This is a genomic window from Mesorhizobium sp. M6A.T.Cr.TU.017.01.1.1 (assembly GCF_004023115.1).
GTDB classification, from domain to species: Bacteria; Pseudomonadota; Alphaproteobacteria; order Rhizobiales; family Rhizobiaceae; genus Mesorhizobium; species Mesorhizobium mediterraneum.
This window is the reverse complement of sequence record NZ_RZTA01000034.1, coordinates 16,132-37,869: the sequence shown is the minus strand read 5'-3', so window position 1 is coordinate 37,869 and position 21,738 is coordinate 16,132. Positions and strand designations below refer to the sequence as shown.

The window sequence follows — 21,738 nt, the reverse complement described above, 5'->3', positions numbered from 1 at the left end:
TGGTCCTCGTCAAGCCGGCCGGCTGATCATGCCGAACAATGCGGGGGCCCCGCGACTGGCCGCCTGCGGCCGCTGGCTGCGGGAAAGCCGCAAGTGGACGCGAAGCAGGTCGGCCGCAACCTCATACTGCCGGCTTTCCAATTGGTCGAGTATGGTCAGGTGCTCGCGCAGCGACTGCTTCAGCCGGAAGACGTTGACGCCGGCATAGGTCCCTGGCAGCCGGCGCAGCCTGAGATGGTCGGACAGCGCGTCGGTGACGAACCGGTTGGCGGCGCCATCGGCGATTAGGCCGTGAAAGTCGATGTCCAGGCGCTGGAACTCTTTGGTGTCGAATGCGGCATCGGGCAGCGACAGCAGTGCTTCCATGCCCTGGCGCAATGCCGCCGCGCGGGTCCCGTCCAGCCGGAAGCCAGGCGCCAGAATGGCGGCAGGTTCGAGCAGCAGGCGGAACTCGTAGCTTTCCCCTTGTGCCTCCGGATCATCGGGCGCCCGCCTGAACAGCCAGGACTGACCCGGCGCGCGGTCCAGAAGATTTTCATCTGTCAGTTTCTTTAACGCTTTTAGTACCGTCTTCCGCTCGGCATCATACCGCCGCATCAGCGCGCCGATGGTCACCGTCTGATCCAGCCGGCGCGCCGACCGATCACGCAGGATCATCTCCGCGAGCTCGTCCTCCTCGGTAACAGGCAGATCGGTGGCAAGAGTCGCCTGGCTGGTTAGGTCCACCGCAAGGCGGTAGCCCGATTCAGCCTCCCAGCGCACGACGCCTTTTTCGGTGAGCAGACGCAATGCGGCCCGCACCGGAGTCCGCGAAACGTTGCAGAGAGACGCGATCTGCTGTTCCGGAAGATGAGCACCGGCTTCGAAGCCGCGTTGCCGGGCCACATCCAGGATGCGCTGAGCGAGATCGAGATGGTTGGTGCGCGGTCGTCTGGCAGCGGCTTGCATGGCGATTTCTCATGAACGGACTTGACCGCTGCGGCTTGACCGATCGCCCTTGCAGACACAATCGGCCAGGTTTCGCAGCGATTTTCCAAATTATGGATTGACGTACTTTTTTCTGCAATAGTACTGTCAGGTCAATCGGCAATAAAAAGACCGGGGAACAGGATCGAAGCGGCGGCATGGTCGCAAGCGCTGGTCCGACGATTGATTGAATTCGACGATCAACCAGAATGGGAGTCTGTCATGACCGCCTCAACCCGCCTGCGCCATCCGTTAAAGATATCTTGGATTGCGCTTGGCCTCGCCCTGGCGCTGTCGGCGCCGGCTTCTGCCGCCGACCTCGTCATTTCCAACTGGGATGGCTACATGGCGCCGGATGCCATGGCCGCCTTCAAGGCCGCGACCGGCGTTTCCGGTGAGGTCGTCGTCCACGCCACCAATGAGGAGATCATGGGCAAGCTCGTCGCTTCGGGCGGTAAGGGCTATGACGTGGTCTTCGTCTCCTCGCCCTTCGCCGAAGTGCTGAACAAGCTCGGCCTGATCGAGACGATCGACCACGCCAAGATCCCCAACCTCGCCAATCTTTATCCCGAGGCGGCGAAGCTGCCGCACGACGCCGGCAACAATTTCTCCGTGCCTTACACCTGGGGCACCACCGGCCTCTGCTACCGTTCGGATCTGGTCAAGACCGAGCCGGCGAGCTGGAACGATCTTCTCGCCCCATCCGATGCGCTCAAGGGCAAGACCACCATGCTGGCGACCGACCGCTGGCTGCTTGCCGCCGGCCAGCTCGCCAAAGGCTATTCTGTCAACGAGACCGATCCGGCCAAACTCGCCGAGGTCAAGGACCTGCTGATCTCGGCCAAGAAGACCTTGCTCGCCTATGACGACACCACCTTCTATTCGAAGCTGGTCTCGGGCGAGGCGCTGATGGTGCAGGCATGGGATGGCTGGTGCAATTATGGCATCGCCGAGAAGCCTGAGATCAAATACGTCATCCCCAAGGAGGGTTCGGACCTGTGGGTCGACACGATGGTGGTGATGAAGGCGTCAGCCAACAAGGACGCCGCGTTCCAATTCATCAACTTCATGCTGGACGCCAAGAACCACGCCTGGGCGGCCCAGAACATCGACTACAAGGTGCCAAACAAGCCGGCCATGGAAAGCCTGCCGGCCGATTTCCTTGCCAAGTTTCCCAATATGGGCATGCCGGTGGCCGAGCTCGTCAAGTTCGAGCAGTTGCGTGACGTCGGCGACGCCCAGCGCGACTATTCAAAGATCGTCAGCGAGATCAAGGCCGCGCAGTAAAATCGATTACTGGAAGTCAACTTGCGTTCCTTCACGCCCCCCTCTGGCCTGCCGGCCATCTCCCCCTCAAGGGGGGAGATTGGCTGTGGCGTCGCTTTCGCCAATCTTCAATATTTGAAGGTAAGCGAGAGGTTGGAACTGCTAATCTCCCCCCTTGAGGGGGAGATGGCCGGCAGGCCAGAGGGGGGTGCGACTTGACGCAACCTTCCCGCTCCTCGTTGCTGATGGCGCCTGCGCTGGCCTGGCTCACTGCCTTGATGGTGGTGCCATGTGCGCTGGTGCTGGCGCTCGCCTTCTTCCGGCGCGGCATCTATGGCGGCATCGAATACACCTTCACGCTGGAGAATTTCGGGCTGGTGTTCGACCCGCTCTATGCCGGCATCTTCCTCAACTCGGCACGCATCGCCGGCACGGCAACCCTGATCGCGGTGGTGATCGGCTATGCCGCTGCCTATGCGATCGCGGCAGCACCGCGCCGGTGGCAGCCGGTGTTCCTGTTCTTCGCTGTCTTGCCGTTCTGGTCCAACTACCTGATCCGCACCTACGCCTGGATCGTGCTGCTCAACCGCGAGGGCCTGATCACCCAGCTCTTGCGCTGGCTTGGCTACACCGGCGAGCCGCCGTCGATGCTTTATACCGAAGGCGCCGTCATCGCCGGTCTGGTTTACAATTATTTACCCTTCGTCATCCTGGCCTGCTACGCGCCGCTGTCGCGGCTCAACCCGGAGCTCGCTGAAGCCTCGCGCGACCTTGGCGCTTCGGCCATGACAACATTTCGCCGGGTCATTCTGCCGTTGACGGTGCCGGGTATCGCCGCCGGGGCGGTTTTCGTCTTCGTGCTGTCGATCGGCAATTTCGTCACGCCGGCGCTGCTCGGCGGCGGCCGCTTCCAGATGATCGGCAATCTCGTCTACGACCAGTTCCTGACCGCCAATGACTGGCCCTTCGGCGCGGCGCTGGCGATGGCGCTGATCGCTATAATGCTGCTGGTGCTGACCGCGCAGGCTTTGGCCGCAGATCGCGCCGCTGGCCGTATCGCCGAAGCGAAAGGAGGCGCCGATGGCTGAGCGTTCCCCCGCCACGCGTCGCACGCTCTGGCTCGTGCTTTCGTTCGTCTTCGCCTTTCTCTACATCCCGATCGCCGTGCTGGTGGCGCTGTCCTTCAACCAAGGCGGGCTGCCGACCGTCTGGTCGGGCTTTTCGCTGAAATGGTATGCCTCGCTCGCCGGAAACGCCGCGATCCTTTCCGCCGCCCTTAACACGCTGATCGTGGCGCTTGTCTCGACGGCAATCGCCACGCTGCTCGGCACGCTGCTGGCCATCGGCGTCGAAATGCGCCGGCAGTATGGAAGAGGCCTCGAGGCGCTGATCTTTGCGCCGATGATCATTCCCGACATCGTGCTGGCGATCGCGCTGCTCAGCTTCTTCTCCATGCTCGATTTCACCCTGGGCCTGCACACCATCATCCTCGCCCATGTCGTGTTCAACCTCGCCTTCGTCTGCTCGGTGGTGCGCGCCCGGCTGAAAAGCTTCGACTGGTCGATCGTCGAGGCGTCCGCCGATCTCGGCGCTACCGCGCTCACCACCTTCAGGCGGGTGACATTGCCGGTCATCCTGCCGGCGGTGGTCGCCGGCGCGCTGCTCGCCTTCACCCTGTCGGTCGACGAGTTCATCATCGCTTTCTTCACCGCCGGCGCCGGCCGCGCCTCGACCACGCTGCCGATGCAGATCTATTCGATGATCCGCTTCGGCATCACGCCGGAGATCAATGCATTGGCGACTATCGTCATGGCGGTCTCGATCACCGCGTTGACCCTGTCGCAGCGGCTCAACCGCGGGGTCATCGGCCAATGAACGAGCCCCGCACGCTGCTGGCGATCGACAAGGTGTCGAAGAACTTCGGCCGGGTGACCGCCGTCGACGGCATATCGCTCGACATCCGCGAGAACGAGTTCTTCGCCCTGCTCGGACCTTCGGGCTGCGGCAAGACCACGTTGCTGCGCATGCTGGCCGGCTTCGAGACACCCAATGAAGGTCGCATCCTGCTCGACGGGCGCGACATCGCCAGGACCCCGCCCAACAAACGGCCGGTCAATCTGATGTTTCAGTCCTATGCGCTGTTTCCGCATATGAGCGTCAGGGCCAATGTCTCCTACGGCCTCGAAATGGAACGCTTGCCGGCAAAGGAAATCCGCTCCCGTGTCGACGCCATCCTGGCGACGACCGAGCTCGTCGCCTTCGCCGACCGCAAGCCGGAGCAATTGTCGGGCGGGCAGAAACAGCGGGTCGCGCTTGCCCGAGCGCTGGTCAAGCGGCCGCGGCTGCTGCTGCTCGACGAGCCGCTCGGCGCGCTCGATAAGAAATTGCGCGGCGCCATGCAGCTGGAGCTGAAGCGCCTGCAGCACGAGGTCGGCATCACCTTCGTCATCGTCACCCATGACCAGGAGGAATCGCTCGTCATGGCTGACCGCATGGCGGTGCTGAGGGACGGCAAGCTGCTGCAATGCGATACACCGCACGCGGTATACGAGTATCCGGCCGATCGTTTCGTTGCCGACTTCATTGGCGTTATGAATTTCGTGCCGGGCAAGGCCGCCAGCGACGGCGTGTTGGCAGCGGATGGCACACGGATCGTCGGCACAGTTCCCGCAACACTTTCGCCCGGCGCTGCGGCGGTTGCTTCGGTGCGGCCCGAACGCATCCGGCTGTTCCCGTCGCCAGAAACGGCCAACCGTGTTGCCGGCACCGTCGAGGCGTTGGCCTATCAGGGGCTCGACCTGCAGCTGCATGTCCGCACCGCTCTGTCGCCAAAGCCGTTCCTGGTGCGCGTCACCGCCGACGCCGCTGACCGGCGCCCGGTCTCGTCAGGCGATGCAGTCGAGCTCGGCTGGGATGCCGCCGACGTCAGAATTTTCGCAGATTGATCGAAGGAGAAGCTTTCATGGCGCAGAAGACGATCGCGTTTTTTCCGGAAGCGGCCTATGGCCCGGCGCTCAATTCCGTCGGCATCGCCCAGGCAGTCGAGGCGCGCGGCCATAGAGCGGTGTTCCTGTCGGATCCCGGCTTTATCGACGTCTACAAGGGCTATGGCTTCGAAGCCCATCCGGTGAACCTTTCCGAGCCGATGCCGCCCGAACAGATGGCCAAGTTCTGGGAAGACTTCATCAACGGCCATATCCCGAACTTCCGCAAGTCGCCCTATGACCAGGTCGACAATTACGTGAAGGATTGCTGGACGGCGATCGTCGACAGCGCCAAATGGGCTGAGAAGGACCTGCCCGGTGTGCTTGCGACGATCAAGCCCGATGTCATCTGCGTCGACAACGTCATCCTGTTTCCGGCGATCAAGCAGTATGGCAAGCCGTGGGTGCGCGTCATCTCCTGCTCGGAGAACGAGATCGAGGACGAGGACATCCCGCCGCATCTGTCCGGCTGCGGCGAGAACGATCACGCCTGTCATCAGCGCTACCGCGACCATTTCAACGCGGTCATCAAGCCGATCCATGACGGCTTCAACGCGTTCCTCACTGCCAACAACGAAGCGCCTTATCCAATCGGCCAGTTCTTCGAGGCCTCGCCCTACCTCAATTTGCTGCTCTATCCCGAGGCGGCAAAGTTCAAGCGCCGCCATCCGCTCGACCCGGCAAAATTCCAGTATCTGGAAGGCTGCGTGCGGCAGGAGAAACCCTACACGGTGCCGACTTTTACGAAGAATAACGACGGGCCGCTGCTCTATGTTTCCTTCGGCAGCCTTGGCGCCGGTGATGTCGACCTACTGAAGCGCATTATCGCGACGCTAGGCAAGACGCGCTACCGGGCGCTGGTCAATGTCGGCGGCTACAAGGACCAGTACGCGCAAGTGCCCGAAAACGTCATCGTCGAGAGCTGGTTTCCACAGCCCTCGGTCATCCCGCAGGTCGATGCGGTGATCCACCATGGCGGCAACAACTCATTCACCGAGTGCCTCTATTTCGGCAAGCCGGCGATCATCATGCCTTATGTCTGGGACGGCCACGACAACGCTACACGGGTCGAGGAAACCGGCCACGGCTTCGGCATGCCGCGCTACGACTGGAGCGACGCCGAGCTGATCGCGAAGATCGAAACCTGCCTGACCGACCCCAAGATGAAGGCCAAGCTGGCCAAGACATCGGCGCAGATGCAGTCGCAGAACGGCCCGGAGAAAGCGACTGGGCTGTTGGAGGCGCTGCTGTGACCGGGCTGATGGGTATGGCGTTCCTTCGCGCCCCCCTCTGTCCTGCCGGACATCTCCCCCACTTGGGGGGAGATTGGCCGTCATCATTGGTTTCGCCAATTACCAAACTCGCAAAAGAGGCGCTGCCGGCAAAGCTGCCGATCTCCCCCCAAGTGGGGGAGATGTCCGGCAGGACAGAGGGGGGCGCCGTAGAGCGAGACCATCGCGAAGTCATGCGTCGCACCAGCGGAGCACCCGCATGACCGCCTCCGCCCCACACCTCCACCAAGCTTCCACCCGCACCGACCTTGTCGACTGGGGCGCCCAGCCGGATGCGCTGGAAGGTGCTTCGCACTCCACCGGCAGGCTGGTGCACAAGGGGCCGAACAACCAGCCGGAATCCGGCATCTGGGTCTGCACGCCCGGCCGCTGGCGGCTGGCAATCCCGCGCGACGAACTGTGCCATTTCGTTGCCGGCCGCGCGACCTACCGATCGGATGACGGCGAGGTGATAGAAGTCTCCGCCGCCACGGTGGTCATGTTCCCGGCCGGTTGGACCGGCGAATGCACCGTCCACGAGACCATCCGCAACGTCTACATGCTGGCCTGACTCAAGCCTGCCGCACTGGAGCTTCACGACATGCCGACACCGATCATGAAATCGCCGCTCGCCATCACCGACCTCGTCGACTGGGGCGTCATTCCCACCATGATCGAGGGCGAATCCCGCACCTCCGGCAAGCTGCTGCACAAGGGGCCGGACGGTCTCTCCGAATGCGGGCTGTGGGTCTGCACCCCAGGCAAATGGCACTGCCATGTCACCCGCGACGAGTTCTGCCACTTCCTTGAGGGACGCTGCACCTATGTCCACGAATCCGGCGAGGTGATCGAGATCGAGCCGGACACCGCGGCGTTCTTTCCGCAGGACTGGAAGGGCGTCTGCACCGTTCATGAGACGATCAAGAAGGTCTACATGATCCGCTGAGCGGGGTTGAAAGGAAGACCATGGAATTCTCTGCTGACCGGCCGACCTTTTTCGTCAATCCGGACTATCGGCCGATGACCGGTGCGGCAAAACCGGTGATCGATCCGGCGACGCTCGAAACCGTGGGCGCCATCGCTGCCGCAGCCGATGGCGAGATCGACGCTGTGTTCACCGCGGCGACCAAGGCGCAAGCGGCTTGGAAAAAACTCGACGCCAAGAGCCGTGCCAAGCATCTGCATGCAGTAGCCAATGCCATCGAGGCGGCCGATTTCACGCGTTGCGCCGAGCTGATGGTGCGCGAGATGGGCAAGCCCTATCCGGAAGCGATTGGCGAGATCGCCAATTGCGCGCCGATCTTCCGCTACTACGCCGAGATGGCGCGCGACGATGCCGGCAAGATTGCTGGCACGACGCAGGCCGGTTCGTTCCAGTATGCGCGCTACGAGCCTTACGGCACGTCGGTGCACATCATGCCCTACAATTTCCCGATCCTGCTGATGTGCTGGACCGTCGCCGCCTCGCTTGCCGCCGGCAATGCCTGCGTGATCAAGCCGGCTGAAGCGACGACATTGTCGACGCTGGATTACATGACCGTGTTCCGCTCCCTGCCTGATGGCTTGGTTTCCTGCCTGCCCGGCGGGGCGGCCACCGCGCAGGCCCTGATCGCTTCAGATCGTATCCACGCGGTCGCCTTCACCGGCTCGGTCGCCGCCGGCAAGGCTGTCGCCGTCGCCTGCGCCGAACGCATGAAGCCTTGCGTCATCGAGGCGGGTGGCAGCGACCCGATGATCATCAGCCAACACGCCCCGCTGGACGTGGCGGCCGCCGGCAGCGTCACCGCCGCGTTCCATCTCACGGGCCAGGTCTGCACTTCGGCCGAGCGGTTTTTTGTGGTCGATGCCGTTCACGACCGCTTTGTCGAGCTGTTTGCGCAGAAGACACGTGCGCTGCGCATCGGCAACGGCCTCGACAAGACCGAGATCGGGCCGCTGGTCAGCGAGGCGGCGCGCGCGAAAGTCATGCGGCTGGTTGACGATGCGGTGCACAATGGCGCCAAGGCGGTCACCGGCGGGCGCATTCCCCCGGCGCACAATGTTGGCTGGTTCTACGAGCCGACGATCCTGACCGGCGTCACCCCCGATATGGCGATCGTGCGCGAAGAGTGTTTCGGACCGGTCGCCGCGATCTGCCGGGTCAAGGATTTCGACGAGGCGATAGAACTTGCCAATGACAGCCCGTTCGGGCTCGGCGCCTCGGTCTTCACCACCGACCTTGCCGAGGCGCATGAGGCCGCCGAACGGCTCGAAGCCGGCATGGTCTGGGTCAACAATCCGCTGATCGACAATGACGCGCTGCCTTTCGGCGGCTGGAAGGCGTCGGGCCTCGGCCGTGAGCTCGGTCGCCAGGGCCTCGATGCCTTCCGCCGTTCGAAGATGGTCATCATCGACCACAAGCCAGCGATCCAGGACTGGTGGTATCCCTATCCCGACAGCTGGTTTCGCGAGGCCGGCGGACGCAAGCACGTATGAGATATGAACGGCTGCGTCAGCCGATGCTCTCGCCGCCGTCGATCACCAGCGCCTGGCCGGTCATGAAGGACGAACGATCGGAGACGAGGAACAGGATCGCTTCGGCGATTTCTTCCGCCGCGGCCCAGCGCTGCATGGGAATCTTGGTGCGGACATAGCGTTCGATCGCGTCGCGCCCGCCCATCTGGGCGATGAACGGCTCGTTGAAGGGCGTGTCGACCCAACCCGGACAGAGTGCGTTGACGCGGACATTGTGCTTGGCATAGTCGAGCGACATCTGCCGGGTCATCGCCACCACGGCATGTTTTGAGGTTGCGTAGGCGATCATCTCGCGGTCATAGAACACACCCGAATTCGAGGCGGTGTTCACGATGACACCGCCGCCCTGTTCGATCATCGACGGCATGACGAGCCTGGCCGCGAGGAACTGCGCCCGTACGTTGATCCGCCAGGAGGCATCCATGCCGTCGACGCCGACTTCGGTCAGCGTGCCGCCGACCTGGACCCCGGCATGGTTGTGCAGGACATCGATCCGACCATGTTTGCCCAGTGTGCCCGTAATGAGTTGCTCGATCGCCGCATCGTCGCCGACATCGGTGGCGACCGCTTCGGCCCGGCCGCCGGCGGTACGGATGTCGAAAGCCGTGGCTTCGCCCGCAGCCTGATCCCTGTCGGCGATCACCACCACCGCGCCTTCCCTAGCCATGATCATCGCACCGGCGCGCCCGATGCCCGACCCGGCGCCGGTCACCACGGCGATGCGATCTTTCAGAATCATGATGCGACTTTCAGTTTGATGGTTTGCGTTGGCGCAATTGCCATTGGGCAAGCACCACAAGCAGAACGGAGGCGACGAGGACGATCGTCGCGATGGCGTTGATTTCGGGCGTCACGCCGCGCCGGATCGAGGCAAAGACATAGATCGGCAATGTCGTCTGCGCGCCGGCGACGAAGAAGGCGACGATGAAATCGTCGAAGGAGAAGGTGAAGGCAAGCAGGAAGCCGGCGATCACCGCCGGCATGATCTGCGGCAACACGATGCTGCGGAACGTCGTCAGCGGGGTGGCATAGAGATCACTTGAGGCCTCGACCAGATTGCGGTCGAGGCTGCCGAGGCGTGTGCCGACGATCATTGCCACCAGCGCCATCGAAAACAGCCCGTGCGCGGCGATAATTGAGCCGTAGCCGAGTGCGAGGCGCGGCGGCTGGTCGTTCGGCCACAGCGACGCGAGAAACGGATTGAGGACCCCAAACAGCTGGACGAGCGCGACCAGCGTCGAGATGCCGATGACGACGCCCGGAACAACGATCGCAGCACCCAGGAGCGCATCGAAAACGGCGCGTGTCCGCGCGCCGACGCGCGCCAGGCCAAGCGCCGCCGCCGTGCCGCACAGTGCTGCGAGCAAGGCGCTGGTGGTGGCGATGAACAGGCTGTTCTTCAGTGCCTCGACCAGAAACGGGTTCGACAGCGCCTTGCCGTACCATTGCACCGACAGGCCGGTGAGCTCGCTGGCGTGGCGGCCGGCATTGAAGGAGAACAGCACCACAAGCGCGATCGGCAGGTAGAGAAATGCAAAGACCGCTATGACGAAGGCGCGCATCAGATCAGGTCCACCCGGCGCGCTCCGGAAAGCCGGGTCGAAATTCGGTTGGCGGCAAGCAGCACCACCACGGAAACCAGAACCAGCGTTATCGCGATTGCCGACCCGAACGGCCAGTTGCGCGACTGCAGGAACAGGTCGACCAGCGCGTTGCCGATGAAGAAGACCTTGCCGCCACCGAGCAGCGTCGGGATCAGATATTCGCCGAGCAGCAGGATCATGACCAGCGAGAAGCCGGTCATCACACCCGGCAGCGACAGCCGCAGCGTCACGCCTAGGAATGTCGAGATCGGCGTGGCGCCGAGATCGGCGGAGGCTTCCAGCAGCCGGCGATCGAGCCGCTCGAGGCTGACATAGATCGGCAGGATCATTAGCGGCAGATAGCCATAGACGATGCCGAGCAGGACCGCGCCCGGCGTGTTGATCAGCCGCACGTCTTCAAACCCGACATAGGCCAGCAATGCCGGGATGCCGCGCCCGCCCAGAACATACATCCAGGCATAGGTTCGCATCAGCAGGCTGGTCCAGAACGGGATGACGACAAGCGCAAGCAGGATCAGCCGCCACCGCTCCGGCGCGCGCAAGGCGAGGTAATAGGCGACCGGATAGGCGACGAGGAGACAGGCCAAGGCGCCTGCCGGCGCCAGCACCATCGTGTTCCAGAAGGCAGTCGCCCGTGCCGGAAGATTGGCATATTGCGTGAGCGTGAAAGCAGCCTGATAGCCGCCTTCCGGCGCCCGCTCGCCGACGCTGAAAACGGCGATCGCGACGAACGGCAGGACCAGAAACACCACCAGCCACGCGGTTGCTGGACCGAGCAGCAGCGCGGTCAGGAGATTATGACGAAGGACATTGCTGCGCATTGAAAACCGCCCCGGTGCCGGCGGACGTCTGCCCGCCGGGTGCGTTGCCTGCATCGGACTTATGGCCCGTTCAAGCCGACTTGAAGCGGGCCATCAGTTCGGCCCGGGCCGGATCGGTCAGCGTCGCAGCCGCACCGAATTCCAGCGGAGATAATAGTTCCGCCGCCGGGTAGAGGATCGGATTGTCCAGCACCTCCTTAGGCAGCAGCGCATTGACCCGCGCGTCGGTGGAAGGCGCGCCGTTGGCCAGGTGCTCCTTGACCGCGACTTTCGGGTCCATCAGGTAGTTGAGCAGGGCATAGCCGGCGGGCTTGTTGGGCGCATCCTTCGGAATGGCGTAGAAGTCGGTCCAGATCTCGCCGCCCTCCTTGCCAAGGACATAGGCGATCTCGGGAATGTCGCGGTGGAGCTGCGCCCCGTCATTGGTCCAGCACATCGTCATCCAGGCGTCGCCGGCACGCATCGACGGCTGATAATCGCTGGAAACCGCGAACAGATGCGGCTTGACCTTCAGCAGCAATTCTTCCGCCTTGGCGAGCTCGTCCGGCTTCAGCGAGTTGAACGAGAAACCGAAATATTTCAGCGCATTGCCGATCGTGGTGAGCTGGTAGTCATGGACCATGGTCCGGCCGTCGCCGTCCGCCATGGCCGTGTCCCAGAATTCCTTCCAACTCGTTATCGGCTTGGTGAGCTTCTTGGTGTTGACGGCAAATCCGGTGGTGCCCCAGTTCTTCGGCACCGCGTAGGTCGCGCCGTCGATCGTGCCTTCCCCGGTGAAGCGCGGGTCCTGTTGCGAGCCGTCGAAATTGGCAAGCTTGGCCATGTCGAGCGCTTCGATGATATCGAGCTTCTTGTAGGTGGAGATCGTGTAGTTGGTCGGCACGAAGAGGCTCCAGCCCGAGGCGCCGGCCTGCAGCTTGGCCAGCATCTCTTCGTTTGACCCGAACACATTGACCTCGACAGCAACGCCGGTCTCCGCCTTGAAATTCTCGAACGTCGCCGGGTCGTGATAATTGGGCCAGGTGGCGATCGACATGCGGTCGCCAAGACCCTCCTGGGCGAAGGCGGGCGACGGCATGATGCCGAGCTCGCGGGCCATCACCGCCGTTGCGATGCCAAGACCGGTGAGGCCAAGGAACTCGCGGCGGCCGATGGAACCGCGCTTGAGCCGCATCAACTGATCGACGAATTTTTCAGGGCTTATCGGCAGTCCGTCACGATATGATTTCGACATGTTTATTTTCCCTCTGGTTGGTCCCGTTATTCTTGGGGTCCGGGAACGCGAGCGGCGTTCCGGCTGTAAAGCCGATGGCGACGGGTTCACCCGGCTTGAAGAGGTTGCCACTGCCGATCAGGTGATCGGCCTTGGCGAGCAGCGTTCCGATACCGCCGACCTCGATCGCATATTCCGCGGTCGAGCCCAGAAAGATCCGGTTGCGGACAATGCCGTTCAGCCGGCCGCTTCCCGGCGCGCCGAGGCTTAGGGATTCAGGACGCAGGCTGACGGCAACGGCTTCGTCCTGCCGCAGCGAAGTCCGCTTGCGCGCGGCAATGACGGTGCCGTCGGCAAGCGCCACCTCGACGAGGTTGCCCGAATGCCCCGCGACCTTGCCGCTCAAGAGATTGGTCTTGCCGACGAAGTCCGCGACGAAGAGATCGGCGGGCTCGTCGTAGATTTCGCTTGGCTGTCCGAGTTGGACGATGCGCCCGCCATTCATGACGCAGACGAAATCGCTCATCGACAGTGCTTCTTCCTGATCGTGCGTGACAAGGACGAAGGTGATGCCGATCTCGCGCTGCAGGTTCTGCAGCTCTATCTGCATGTCGGAGCGCAGCTTCTTGTCGAGCGCCGCCAGCGGCTCATCGAGCAGCAGCACCGCCGGCTTGTTGACCAACGCGCGCGCCAAGGCGACACGCTGCTGCTGGCCGCCGGAAAGCTCGTGGATCTTGCGGCGGCCGTAGCCGGCAAGCCGCACCATGGCGAGCGCCTCGCCTGCTCTCAGGCTGATCTCCCGCGACGACAGCCGCGGCCTTGCCTGGCGCAGCCCGTAGGCGATGTTGTCCTCGACATCCAGATGCGGAAACAGCGCATATTGCTGGAACACCATGTTGACCGGCCGCCGGTAGGGCGGCGTGCCGGCCATGTCGCGGCCGCGGATGAACACCGCGCCTTCGCTCGGCTGTTCGAAGCCGCCGATCATGCGCAGGCAGGTTGTCTTGCCGCAGCCGGACGGCCCGAGCAAGGCGACAAAGGCAGACGGCGGGATGGCTAGATCGATGCCGCTGACCGCAGTCACGCTGCCGTAGCGTTTGGTGACCCCGCGAAACTCGATATCTGGCACTGCGGTCAAAGCTGCGGGCTCCAGCGAAGGCGATTTTCAAGACGCTATCAGAGCCAACGGTGACTAGTATATACCTCGCAGGTGGTATATTTGGTCTATTTTCTCGTTTAAAGGGGTATAAATTGAGCGGATCGCGCGGCGACGAATACAATCAGCTCGCTGCGCTCATCGCGGCGACACGGGAGACGAGCGGCGAGCTTTTCGGCAAGGCGATGGTCGCTTGGCTCCGGCGGCATGTCAGCTTCGATCACTGTGTGATCTTCGGCTATCGCGGCGCCTCGCGCCCGCCGCTGCTGTTCGAGACGTTCTCGCCGGCCGAAAGCCACGTCTTCGTCGCGCTCTACCAGGAAGGGCCTTATCTGCTCGACCCGTTCCACCACGCGGCGGTCGAGCGCAAGGAAGGTTTTTGGCGCATGCGCGAGCTGGCGCCGGACCGCTTCTACGCCAGCGAATATTATCGCTCCTACTATAGCCAGACCAAGCTGGCCGAGGAGGTCGGTTTCTTCGTGCCGCTGCCGGGAAAGGACGCGCTGGTGGTCTCGCTGATGCGACTGCATGCTTCGGGACCATTCGGAACCGCCGATGCCAGGTTGCTGCGCGACATGGCGCCGGCGGTGATCGGTCTCGCCAGGCTGCGTTGGCCGGCCCTTCCGGCCGACGAACCGGCAGCGACGAAGCAGGACGAGGCGATTGCGCCGGTCAACGAGTTCGAACGTGCCCATATCTGGAAGAGCCTTTCGCTCACGCCGCGCGAAAAACATGTCGTCGACCTGGTGCTTCAGGGCCATTCGACGGAATCGATAGCCAGGGCGATGCGCATCGTGCCGGGAACCGTAAAGGTCCACCGCCGCAACATCTATCGCAAGCTCAAGATCAAATCGCAGGCTGGTCTCTTCGCGCGTTTCGTCGAGATCATCGACGCGCGGATTCGGTAGTCAATGATTTCGAAAATGGCTTCGCTCAGGGCAGTTTTAGCTGGCAACGCCTTCCCAGGAGCCGGTTTCAGCCATCTGCCTGAGCAGGGGGGCCCGCTTGAAAACGTCCTTGCCGGTCCGCTCGTGCCAGTGGTCCAGCCGTCCGATGATCTTGTCGATCCCTTCGAGACCGGCCCAGAACATCGGCCCGCCCTTGCCCACGGGAAAACCGTAGCCGTTGACCCAGACGATGTCGATGTCGGAGGCGCGGGCGGCGATTTTCTCCTCGAGGATTTTCGCGCCTTCGTTGACCAGGGGATAGAGCGTGCGCTCGATGATCTCGTCAGCAGCAATCGTGCGGGGTGCGATGCCCTTCTCCACCGCCTTGGCGCGGATCAGCGCTTCGACACTCGGATTGGCTACCGGTATACGAGACCCATTCTCGTATAGGTAAAAGCCGCTGCCGGTCTTCTGGCCGAAATGCCCCTGTTCGCACAGTGTGTCGGCGATTATTGCCGTCTGGCCGCGCGCCTTGCGGTTGCGCCAGCCTATGTCGAGGCCGGCGAGATCGCCCATCTGGAACGGGCCCATTGGCCAGCCGAAATCGGTGAATACCTGGTCGATCTGCTGTGGCGTTGCACCTTCCAGCAAAAGCGCCTCGGATTCCGAACCCCGCGCGGCCAGCATTCGGTTGCCGACGAAGCCATGGCAGACGCCGACGACGACCGGCACCTTGCCGATCCGCCGCGCCAGCTCGACGATTGTCGCCAGCGCATCGGGCGCGGTCTTCTCGGCACGCACGATCTCCAGCAGCTTCATGACGTTGGCCGGCGAAAAGAAATGCATGCCGACGACATCCTGCGGGCGCGACGTCGAGGTGGCGATTTCGTTGACGTCGAGATAGGAGGTGTTGGTGGCGAGGATCGCGCCCGGTTTGGCCACCGCGTCTAGCCTGCCGAACACCTCGCGCTTGACCGCCATCTCCTCGAACACGGCCTCGACGATCAGGTCGCAATCGGCGAGGTCGCCATAGTCGGTGGAACCCTTGAACAGTCCGAGCCGCAGGCGCTTGGCGTCTTCGCTGAGGGAACCGCGTGCGACGGAGACGGCATAGTTCTTCTCGATCGTCGCCAGCCCGCGTTCTAGTGCCTCCTGCGTCGTTTCCAGCAGGGTCACAGGAAACCCGCCATTGGCGAACGCCATGGCGATGCCGCCGCCCATCGTGCCGGCGCCGATGACGCCGACCCGCGCGATCTTGCGCCTGACGATATCTTTAGCCCCAACCTTCGCCGCCTCGCGCTCGGCGAAGAACAGATGGCGCTGAGCGCGCGATTGGTCACCAGCAACGAGTTTGACGAACAGTTCGCGTTCCGCCGCCAGCGCCTCGTCGAACGGCAGCGTGATGGCGTTGCGAACCGACTGCGCGCAGGCGATCCGCGCTTCGAGCCCGCGCGCCTTTTTGACAAGCTCCGCTGCTTGCCTATCGAATTCAGGCAATTCCGCCCGGTCGAGACGGCCGTCACGGTCGCGCACCGGCGTGAACGGTCCGCCCCTGCCAACCATTTCGCTAGCGAAACGAACCGCTTGCGCAGTCAGGCCATCCTCGAAGACGGCGTCCACCAGCCCGGCGGCGAGCGCCTCTGCCGCACCGATCGGCGTGCCCGAAACGATCATGCTGAGCGCCTTCAGCGCGCCGACGAGACGCGGCAGCCGAACCGTGCCGCCACCGCCCGGCAGCAAGCCGAGCTTGACTTCCGGCAGGCCCAGCTTGGCGCCGGTATCCGCAGCGCGAAAATGGCAACCAAGCGCCAGTTCCAGGCCACCCCCCAACGCGGTGCCGTGAATGGCGGCAACCGTCGGCTTGGCGATGGTTTCCAGCACGGCAATGATGGCGCGCAAATCCGGCTGCTGCACCGGCTTGCCAAATTCGGTGATGTCGGCGCCGGCGACAAAGGTCCGCCCGGCGCAAGCGATGACGATGGCCGCGACATCAGGCTCGTCGCGCAAGGAGACAAGCGCCTGCATCAGCGGCTCGCGAACATGGAAGCTCAGCGCATTGACCGGCGGATTGTCGATGGTCACGACGGCAATGCGGCCATCCCTTGTAACGCTCACGAAATCGGACAAGCAAACCTCTCGCAATGATGACGCCGACAATGCCGAGGGATTTACAGGGCCAATGCCTGGATGGGAACCGGATGTTTTCGCGGAAGACCGCCGCAGCGATCGTCATCTTGGGGCGGAGCAAGGGGCGAAGCGACGCGGCGCAGACCCCAGGATCCATGCCGTGACATCAGAGCGCCGCAGCGGTGCAGAATCCGTACCCGCCGCAATCTTCGGCGAGGGTCACGGCAGGATCCTCGGGTCAAGCCCGAGGATGACGAAGGTGTGATCAGCGCAGCGCCTTCTGGCCGCCGGCGGCGGTGATGACGCCGACGATGATCAGCCCCGTCAGCAGCAGCCGGACGCCGGCGCTGACGCCGAACGTGTTGAGCATGGTCAGGAGCAGCACCAGGAACAGCGCCGCGCCCCAGACACCCGGCACATTGGCCTTGCCGCCCGCCACCGACGTGCCGCCGATGACGACGACGGCGATCGAGGCCAGCAGGTATTCATTGCCGATATCGACATTGGCGCCGCGGAAATAGCCGGCGAGCAACGCCCCGTCGAGGCCGCCGAGCGCGCCCGACAGCGTGTAGGTGAGGAAGCGGATGCGGCCAACATTGATGCCGGCCAACCACGCGGCGCGGAGGTTCTGGCCGATCGCCAGCACAGAGCGGCCATAGATCATGCGCTGCAGCGCGATGGCAGCGCCGATGGTGAACAGCACGGTGAGGATCGCCAGGACCGGAATGCCCAGAATCTGCCAGTTGGTAAAACTGGCGAAGCCCGGCGGCGGCTTGATCTGCAAGCCGCGACCATAGCTGATGTCGATCGACTGGATAATGAAGCTCGCCGACAATGTGGCGATGATCGGCGGAATGCGCAGCGCCCAGATCAAGAGATAGTTGGCGGCACCGACCGCCATGCCGCAGGCCAGCGCCGCCAGAAGCCCGACGGCGATCATCGAATCATTGCCGTCCATCACCTTCATGGCAACGGCGCTGGCGAGGCCGATATTGGCCGGCAGCGACAGGTCGACATTGCCCGGCCCGAGCGTGATGACGAACATCTGGCCGACACCGACGATGACGGTGAAGACGGCGAGCGAAAGTGCTGCCGTGATCATGCCGCCGCCGCCATATCCGCCGGTGAAGGCAATCGTCGCCAACCACACCAGCAGCGCGCCGATGAAGGACCAGATCCACGGTTTGGCGAGCAGCAATCGCAACGATGCCATCGCTCACCTCTCCCTGCGGCTGATCAGCACCCGGGCCGCCAGCACGATGATCAGGATGGCGCCATTGGCGGCCACCTGCCAATCGGGCGGAATGTGCATGAAGGTCAGCAGTGGCGACGCGGCCAGCGCCAGCGTCAGCGCGCCGATCACCGCGCCGATCGGCGACACCCGGCCGCCGACGAATTCGCCGCCACCGAGGATGACGCCGGCGATCGAAAGCAGCGTGTAGCCATTGCCGATATTGGCGTCGGCCGAGGTGGTGATGCCGATCAAGGCCATGCCGGACAGCACCCCGAACAGGCCGGCGAGTGCAAACAGGATGATCTTGGTCTTGAGCAGCGACCAGCCGGCACGGCTGAGTGCCGCGGCATTGCCGCCCGATCCGCGCAGGATCACGCCATAGGAGGTGCGCATCAGTCCGAAATAAACGACCGCCGCGATCAGCAGCGCGGCAATGATCGGAAAGGGAATGAAAGGCGGCTTGAAAGCCATGAGCGACAGCAACCAGTCCGGCGCCTTGCCGCCGGGCTTCGGCAGGATGAGGATGGCGAGCCCCTGCCAGACAAAACTCATGCCGAGCGTCACCACGATCGAAGGCAGGTTGCGCAGATGGATCAGCGCGCCGAGCAGCGCGTAGACACCGATCGAGCCGAGCAGGATCAAGATGCCGACCAGTGGCGCGTCCTTCAGCCACGTCGCCGTGACGCAGCCGACGAAACCGACGAAGGTGCCGATCGACAGGTCGAGCTCGTTGCCGGCGATGACGAACATCTGCGCGATCGTCGCCAGGGCGATCGGGATCGCCAAATTGAGCATCAGGCTGAAGCCGAAATAGCTGATGGCGCGCGGGTTGAGCCACGCGATCGCCAGCAGCACAAGCACCAGCGATAAAGCCGGCAGCAGGCTGCGCAACAGGCGCGCCCGCGCTAGCCTGTCACGCTCGGCGGAACCTTTGAGGCCGGTCTCGACAGGTGCTGCCGTCATCTCAGGCCGCGTCGCCGAACGAGGACTGGATGATCTTTTCCTCCGTCAGCTCGTCGCGCCCAAGATTGGCGACGATCCGGCCGTTCTTGAAGACGTAGATATGGTGGCAATTGTCGAGCTCTTCGGTTTCCGTGGTGTACCAGAGGAAGGTGCGGCCGCGGCCAGCTTCTTCGCGCACGAGGTCGTAGACCTCGAGCTTGGTGCCGATATCGACCCCCCGCATCGGGTCGTCCATCAGCACGATCTTCGCGTCGGAGCCGAGCGCCCGGGCAAACAAGGCCTTCTGCTGGTTGCCGCCGGACAGCGAGAAGATGTTGTTGTTCATGTCCGGAGTGCGGATGCCGATTTTCCCTCGCCAGAAGTCGGCGAGCTCGGCTTCGCGCTGCGGCGAGATCAGCAGGCCGTTGCGCAATCGCTTCAGCGAGCGGATGCCGATGTTTTGCGCAATCGACCATTGCGGGAAAATCCCGTCCGACTGCCGGTCACCGGCCACTAGCGCTACCGGCGCGGTGACCTCTATGCCGGTTTTAGAGCGCGCCGCAGCGGCGAAGATCGCCAGCAGCAGGTCGGTTTGCCCATGGCCGGCCAGCCCGGCAAGGCCGATGATCTCGCCCGCATGCGCGACAAGCTCGTTGCCGTCCTGCTGCCGCGCTGGGCGGGCCCGGACCCGCAACGGGCCGGTCTCCGGCTTTTGGGTCGCAATTTCGGCCGCGATCTTCTCACGCGCTTCCGCCCCACCCATGGTCGTCACCAGCCTGTCGCGATCGAAAGCCGTTGCCGCATCTGACGCAACGACCTTGCCGTCGCGCATCACCACGATGCGGTCGGCATTCCCGAGCACCTCGCCAAGGACATGCGAGATCAGGATGCAGCTCTTGCCTTCGGCGACAAAGCGCCGGACGAATGCCAGCAGCTGGCCGGCCGTATGCGCGTCGAGCGACGATGTCGGCTCGTCGAGGATGACCAGTTCGAGCGGATCCTGCGTCACAGTGAAGGCACGCGCCACCTCGACCATCTGCCGCCTGCCGATGGAGAGGTCGCCGGCGATATCGGAGGCGGAGATGCTGTGGTCCGGGAAGATCTCGTCGAGCTTGGCCGTGATGAGATCGGCAGCCTTGCGTCGCCAGCCGAGGCCGCGCAATGCCGGGTGGTTGATACGCGTGTTCTCGGCAACGCTGAGGTTCGGGCAGAGCGAGAGTTCCTGGAACACGCAGCGTATGCCGAGCTGTTGGGCGCGCGGCACCGAATAATTGTTCTCGATGCCGCCACGCACTGCGATCTGGCCGCTGTCGGGCACTAGCGTGCCCGCCACCATATGCATGAGCGTCGACTTGCCCGCACCATTGTGGCCGACGAGACCAACGCATTCACCGGCACCGACGTGGAAATCGACGCCGGCGAGGGCACGGACGGCGCCAAAATGTTTTTCGGCGCCGTCCAGCCGGATGATGTCTGCGCCGGCCTCGGGCATCCCTAGCGATATCCGGTCGGCAACGCGTGCGGCATTGGATGTGCCATGCTCACTTGATGTTGGCTTTGATCGCCGCGATGGCGTCTTCCTGTGTGTATTCGTGGCTGGCGACACCACCCTTGGGGATTTTCGGCAGCGCGGCCTCGAAATCATCTTGGGTGAACGCGAGGTATGGCACCAAAAGATCATGCGGGATGTCGGTGCGGCCGTCGAGCACCTGCTGCGCTACCCAGAAGGCCAGCGACGATACGCCCGGCGCGATGGAGGCCGACCAGGTCTGGTAGCCGTCCTTGTCCTTTTGTTCCTTCCACCATTGCAGCTCGTCCTGACGATTGCCCATGATGATGGTCGGGCGCGGCTTGCCGGCGGCGGCGAAGGCTTGTGCCGCGCCATAGCCGTCGCCGCCCTGATCGACGACGCCGACGATTTCCGGCAGCGACGGCAGGATCGTCGCGACCGCCTTCTGTGCTGTGGTCTGATCCCAGTCGCCGGTCACCGAACCGACGATCTTGAACTCGGGATGAGCGGCGACGCCTTCCAGAATTCCGGCATGGATGGCGTCATCGATCGACGTGCCGGCAAGGCCGCGGATTTCCAGCAGATTGCCGCCCTTGGGCTGGAACTTGGCCATCTGCTCGACTTCCTGCTTGCCCATGTCCTTGAAGTCGACGACCACGCGGTAGGCGCAAGGCTCGGTGACAATGCCGTCGAAGGAGACGACGACAATGCCGGCATCGCAGGCCTGCTTGACGGCGCCGTTGAGCGCATCCGGCGAGGCGGCGTTGATGACGATCGCGTCATAGCCTTGCAGGATCAGGTTCTGGACTTGGGCCGCCTGGGTCGGCACCTCCTTGTCGGCCGTCGTGAAGATGTCCGCGGCTGCCACCACCCCGTCCGCGACCGCCTTCTTGGTCACGATGGCATAGCTGTCGAGCATCGCCTGGCGCCACGAATTGCCGGCATAATTGTTGGAGAAGGCGATCTTCTTGTCGCTGGTATCGGCCAGTGCGGTGCCTGACGCGAGCATCGCCGCGAATGCCCCCAAAATGAGCATTTTCTTCATGTCATACTCCTCCCTGAGTTGCTGATCTTTTGTTGACTGCTGATGGTTGTTAAATTCGCGTCCCTGTTTTTTATCTATTGTCAGACAAATGCAGATGGCTCGCAAGCTGTCAACTGCAATCCGCGCAGAGTTGGCGATCAACTTGCGGTGCATGATTGAAAAGCCTTTGGTTCATGGGCTAGGGAAGGGTCTGGAGGC

20 protein-coding genes are annotated in these 21,738 nt (G+C 63.3%); 9 read left to right on the top strand and 11 right to left on the bottom strand.

The features are described from left to right. Nucleotides 1-9 precede the first annotated feature (9 nt). Nucleotides 10-948 (bottom strand): GntR family transcriptional regulator, encoded by a 939-nt coding sequence (locus EOB36_RS13575; protein WP_126104399.1) that lies wholly within the window; start codon nt 946-948, stop codon nt 10-12. 240 nt (nt 949-1,188) lie between these two features. Between EOB36_RS13575 and EOB36_RS13570 the strand changes: the two genes are divergently transcribed. The 8 genes from EOB36_RS13570 to EOB36_RS13525 all read left to right on the top strand — a co-directional run bounded on the left by EOB36_RS13570 (nt 1,189) and on the right by EOB36_RS13525 (nt 8,962). After that, nucleotides 1,189-2,253 (top strand): spermidine/putrescine ABC transporter substrate-binding protein, encoded by a 1,065-nt coding sequence (locus EOB36_RS13570; RefSeq protein WP_128285031.1) that lies wholly within the window; start codon nt 1,189-1,191, stop codon nt 2,251-2,253. Nucleotides 2,254-2,477: 224 nt separating this feature from the next. Next, nucleotides 2,478-3,320, top strand: a complete 843-nt coding sequence (locus tag EOB36_RS13560) for an ABC transporter permease (RefSeq protein WP_126107309.1) — start codon at nt 2,478-2,480, stop codon at nt 3,318-3,320. Beyond that, nucleotides 3,313-4,107, top strand: a complete 795-nt coding sequence (locus EOB36_RS13555; protein WP_126104397.1) for an ABC transporter permease — start codon at nt 3,313-3,315, stop codon at nt 4,105-4,107. Before EOB36_RS13560 ends, EOB36_RS13555 begins: the two co-directional genes overlap by 8 nt. After that, nucleotides 4,104-5,177: an ABC transporter ATP-binding protein gene (locus EOB36_RS13550; protein ID WP_126104396.1), complete on the top strand. Its 1,074-nt coding sequence runs from the start codon at nt 4,104-4,106 to the stop codon at nt 5,175-5,177. Before EOB36_RS13555 ends, EOB36_RS13550 begins: the two co-directional genes overlap by 4 nt. A 17-nt stretch (nt 5,178-5,194) precedes the next feature. Further along, a complete protein-coding gene (locus EOB36_RS13545; RefSeq protein ID WP_128285030.1) occupies nt 5,195-6,469 on the top strand; it encodes a glycosyltransferase in 1,275 nt (424 codons plus the stop codon). A 238-nt stretch (nt 6,470-6,707) separates the two neighbouring features. Further along, complete coding sequence (locus EOB36_RS13535) at nt 6,708-7,058, top strand: cupin domain-containing protein (protein WP_128285029.1); 351 nt, start codon at nt 6,708-6,710, stop codon at nt 7,056-7,058. A 30-nt stretch (nt 7,059-7,088) separates the two neighbouring features. Next, complete coding sequence (locus EOB36_RS13530; RefSeq protein WP_128243510.1) at nt 7,089-7,433, top strand: cupin domain-containing protein; 345 nt, start codon at nt 7,089-7,091, stop codon at nt 7,431-7,433. A gap of 20 nt (nt 7,434-7,453) precedes the next feature. Then, nucleotides 7,454-8,962 (top strand): aldehyde dehydrogenase family protein, encoded by a 1,509-nt coding sequence (locus EOB36_RS13525; protein WP_128243509.1) that lies wholly within the window; start codon nt 7,454-7,456, stop codon nt 8,960-8,962. Between the two features lie 16 nt (nt 8,963-8,978). On the opposite strand, the gene EOB36_RS13520 is transcribed toward EOB36_RS13525, so the two are convergent. From EOB36_RS13520 to EOB36_RS13500, 5 genes are all read right to left on the bottom strand, one after another. Next, the gene (locus EOB36_RS13520) at nt 8,979-9,740 is read right to left on the bottom strand and encodes a glucose 1-dehydrogenase (RefSeq protein WP_128243508.1); all 762 of its coding nucleotides are present in this window, start codon (nt 9,738-9,740) and stop codon (nt 8,979-8,981) included. 10 nt (nt 9,741-9,750) lie between these two features. After that, entirely contained in the window at nt 9,751-10,563 is an 813-nt protein-coding gene (locus tag EOB36_RS13515) for an ABC transporter permease (protein ID WP_128243507.1), read from the bottom strand. Continuing rightward, on the bottom strand, nt 10,563-11,426 hold the full coding sequence (locus EOB36_RS13510; protein WP_127315220.1) for an ABC transporter permease: 864 nt from the start codon (nt 11,424-11,426) through the stop codon (nt 10,563-10,565). Before EOB36_RS13510 ends, EOB36_RS13515 begins: the two co-directional genes overlap by 1 nt. Before the next feature lie 70 nt (nt 11,427-11,496). Further along, a complete protein-coding gene (locus EOB36_RS13505; protein ID WP_128243506.1) occupies nt 11,497-12,660 on the bottom strand; it encodes a spermidine/putrescine ABC transporter substrate-binding protein in 1,164 nt (387 codons plus the stop codon). Then, nucleotides 12,641-13,777 (bottom strand): ABC transporter ATP-binding protein, encoded by a 1,137-nt coding sequence (locus tag EOB36_RS13500; protein WP_128243505.1) that lies wholly within the window; start codon nt 13,775-13,777, stop codon nt 12,641-12,643. Before EOB36_RS13500 ends, EOB36_RS13505 begins: the two co-directional genes overlap by 20 nt. Nucleotides 13,778-13,890: 113 nt before the next feature. On the opposite strand from EOB36_RS13500, the gene EOB36_RS13495 reads away from it, so the two are divergent. Further along, nucleotides 13,891-14,703: a LuxR C-terminal-related transcriptional regulator gene (locus EOB36_RS13495; RefSeq protein WP_128243504.1), complete on the top strand. Its 813-nt coding sequence runs from the start codon at nt 13,891-13,893 to the stop codon at nt 14,701-14,703. Nucleotides 14,704-14,739: 36 nt separating this feature from the next. Here EOB36_RS13495 and EOB36_RS13490 read toward each other — a convergent pair whose 3' ends face one another. From EOB36_RS13490 to EOB36_RS13470, 5 genes are all read right to left on the bottom strand, one after another. Further along, nucleotides 14,740-16,809: a 3-hydroxyacyl-CoA dehydrogenase NAD-binding domain-containing protein gene (locus EOB36_RS13490; protein WP_128285028.1), complete on the bottom strand. Its 2,070-nt coding sequence runs from the start codon at nt 16,807-16,809 to the stop codon at nt 14,740-14,742. A gap of 265 nt (nt 16,810-17,074) precedes the next feature. Beyond that, on the bottom strand, nt 17,075-18,022 hold the full coding sequence (locus EOB36_RS13485) for an ABC transporter permease (protein ID WP_128243502.1): 948 nt from the start codon (nt 18,020-18,022) through the stop codon (nt 17,075-17,077). Nucleotides 18,023-18,025: 3 nt separating this feature from the next. Continuing rightward, a complete protein-coding gene (locus tag EOB36_RS13480) occupies nt 18,026-19,006 on the bottom strand; it encodes an ABC transporter permease (protein WP_095484953.1) in 981 nt (326 codons plus the stop codon). A 1-nt stretch (nt 19,007) separates the two neighbouring features. Beyond that, the gene (locus EOB36_RS13475; protein WP_095484952.1) at nt 19,008-20,477 is read right to left on the bottom strand and encodes a sugar ABC transporter ATP-binding protein; all 1,470 of its coding nucleotides are present in this window, start codon (nt 20,475-20,477) and stop codon (nt 19,008-19,010) included. A 49-nt stretch (nt 20,478-20,526) separates the two neighbouring features. Continuing rightward, the gene (locus tag EOB36_RS13470) at nt 20,527-21,540 is read right to left on the bottom strand and encodes a substrate-binding domain-containing protein (protein WP_095484951.1); all 1,014 of its coding nucleotides are present in this window, start codon (nt 21,538-21,540) and stop codon (nt 20,527-20,529) included. Nucleotides 21,541-21,738: the final 198 nt, after the last annotated feature.